Consider the following 3,056-nt stretch of genomic DNA (forward strand, 5'->3'; position numbering starts at 1 on the left):
GACTTTTATCTTTTGACTAAAAGACTGCCCGCGACGGGCAAATATCTTAACATACTGAGATAAAGAAAAGTATTTTTATTTAGTATTTTTAGAAAGTTTCTTCCTCCCGATTGCTCGGGAGGAAAAGGGTGTACATAAGCTTACGGATTATTAGTACTACTCGACTATGACATTACTGCCTTTACATCTATAGCCTATCAACGTGGTCATCTTCCACGATCCTTAAAAGAAATCTCATCTTGTGGTGGGTTTCGCGCTTATATGCTTTCAGCGCTTATCCCTTCCAAACGTAGCTACTCTGCGGTGCCCCTGGCGGGACAACAGATACACTAGAGGTTTGTCCAATTCGGTCCTCTCGTACTAGAATCAGATCCACTCAAATTTCTAACGCCCACAGTAGATAGAGACCGAACTGTCTCACGACGTTCTGAACCCAGCTCGCGTGCCACTTTAATGGGCGAACAGCCCAACCCTTGGGACCTTCTCCAGCCCCAGGATGTGACGAGCCGACATCGAGGTGCCAAACCCCCCCGTCGATATGAGCTCTTGGGGGAGATCAGCCTGTTATCCCCGGCGTACCTTTTATCCTTTGAGCGATGGCCCTTCCATGCGGAACCACCGGATCACTATGCTCTACTTTCGTACCTGATCGACCTGTATGTCTCTCAGTCAAGCTCCCTTATGCCATTGCACTCTACGCACGGTTACCAAGCGTACTGAGGGAACCTTTAGAAGCCTCCGTTACTCTTTTGGAGGCGACCACCCCAGTCAAACTACCCACCAAGCAATGTCCCCCGCAAAACGGGGTTAGGCCTCAGATAAACAAAGGGTTGTATTTCAACAATGACTCCACAACGCCTGGCGACGCCACTTCACAGTCTCCAACCTATCCTACACATCATTTATCCAAGGTCAATACTAAGCTATAGTAAAGGTGCACAGGGTCTTTTCGTCCCACTGCGGGTAAACGGCATCTTCACCGTTACTACAATTTCACCGAGCTCATGGCTGAGACAGTGTCCAGATCGTTACACCATTCGTGCAGGTCGGAACTTACCCGACAAGGAATTTCGCTACCTTAGGACCGTTATAGTTACGGCCGCCGTTTACTGGGGCTTCAATTCAATGCTTCTCCGAAGATAACATCTCCTCTTAACCTTCCAGCACCGGGCAGGTGTCAGGCCCTATACTTCATCTTACGATTTTGCAGAGCCCTGTGTTTTTGATAAACAGTCGCCTGGACCTCTTCACTGCGGCCAGCTTGCGCTGGCGACCTTTCTCCCGAAGTTACAGGTCTATTTTGCCTAATTCCTTAGCCATGAATCTCTCGAGCACCTTAGGATTCTCTCCTCAACTACCTGTGTCGGTTTACGGTACTGGTACTAATTACCTGAAGTTTAGAGGTTTTTCTTGGAAGCCCTTAGGCGCACTATCTCTTTGTCCGAAGACTCCGAGTACTATCGTATTTCCCCAAGACGCGTGGATTTGCCTGCGCATCTTATAGGTAGGTACTTCAACGAACTATTCCGTCAGTTCGCGGCGCTTTCATCACTCCGTCACCCCATCACAGTAATTAGTAGTACGGGAATATTAACCCGTTAGCCATCGACTGTCCCTTTCGGGTTCGCCTTAGGACCAGACTAACCCACAGCTGATTAGCATAGCTGTGGAAACCTTAGTTTTTCGGTGTGCGGGTTTCTCGCCCGCATTATCGTTACTTATGCCTACATTTTCTTTTCTAACCAGTCCAGCATACCTGACGATACACCTTCAACCCTGTTAGAATGCTCCCCTACCACTTAGAGTAAACTCTAAATCCATAGCTTCGGTAATACACTTATGCCCGATTATTATCCATGCTCGTCCGCTCGACTAGTGAGCTGTTACGCACTCTTTAAATGAATGGCTGCTTCCAAGCCAACATCCTAGCTGTCTGGGCAGACAAACCTCGTTCTTTCAACTTAGTGTATATTTGGGGACCTTAGCTGATGGTCTGGGTTCTTTCCCTCTCGGACTTGGACCTTAGCACCCAAGCCCTCACTGCTGTGAAACATTATATAGCATTCGGAGTTTGTCAGGAATTGGTAGGCGGTGAAGCCCCCGCATCCAATCAGTAGCTCTACCTCTATATAACTTTATGCACAGCGCTGCACCTAAATGCATTTCGGGGAGTACGAGCTATTTCCGAGTTTGATTGGCCTTTCACCCCTACCCACAGGTCATCCGAAGACTTTTCAACGTCAACCGGTTCGGTCCTCCACTGTGTGTTACCACAGCTTCAACCTGCCCATGGGTAGATCACACGGTTTCGCGTCTAACACTACTGACTAAAGCGCCCTATTCAGACTCGCTTTCGCTACGGATCCGTGGCTTAACCACTTAACCTTGCCAGCAACGTTAACTCGTAGGCTCATTATGCAAAAGGCACGCCGTCACCCCACGAAAGGGCTCCGACCGCTTGTAAGCGTATGGTTTCAGGATCTATTTCACTCCGTTATTCACGGTTCTTTTCACCTTTCCCTCACGGTACTGGTTCACTATCGGTCTCTCAGGAGTATTTAGCCTTAGCGGATGGTCCCGCCAAATTCAGACAGGGTTTCACGTGCCCCGCCCTACTCAGGATACCACTATCTATTATACTCGTTACCCATACGGGGCTATCACCCTCTTTGGCGTCACTTTCCAGTAACTTCCGGTTCCTTGTACATAAAATCTCGTGGTCCTACAACCCCAACATTGCCGTAACAACATTGGTTTGGGCTAATCCGCGTTCGCTCGCCACTACTTACGGAATCACTTTTGTTTTCTTCTCCTCCGCCTACTTAGATGTTTCAGTTCAGCGGGTTTGCCCACCTATCGGTGTACTATGTCTTCAACATAGTGGGTTGCCCCATTCAGGTATCTGCGGATCAATCGGTGTGTGCCCGTCCCCGCAGCTTTTCGCAGCTTATCACGCCTTTCATCGCCTCTGAGAGCCAAGGCATCCCCCATACGCCCTTATTTTGCTTATTGTACCAATCATAAAATTAATTATGACCGTTTTTTTTTGTCTTTTA

1 rRNA gene is annotated in these 3,056 nt (G+C 48.4%); it reads right to left on the reverse strand.

Features of this window, described 5'->3' with window-relative positions:
• Positions 1-130: 130 nt before the first annotated feature.
• Positions 131-3,012 (reverse strand): 23S ribosomal RNA (locus ACHRWY_RS27455).
• Between the last annotated feature and the right edge of the window lie 44 nt (positions 3,013-3,056).

The organism is Flavobacterium sp. FlaQc-48 (assembly GCF_044007335.1).
Taxonomy (GTDB): Bacteria; Bacteroidota; Bacteroidia; order Flavobacteriales; family Flavobacteriaceae; genus Flavobacterium.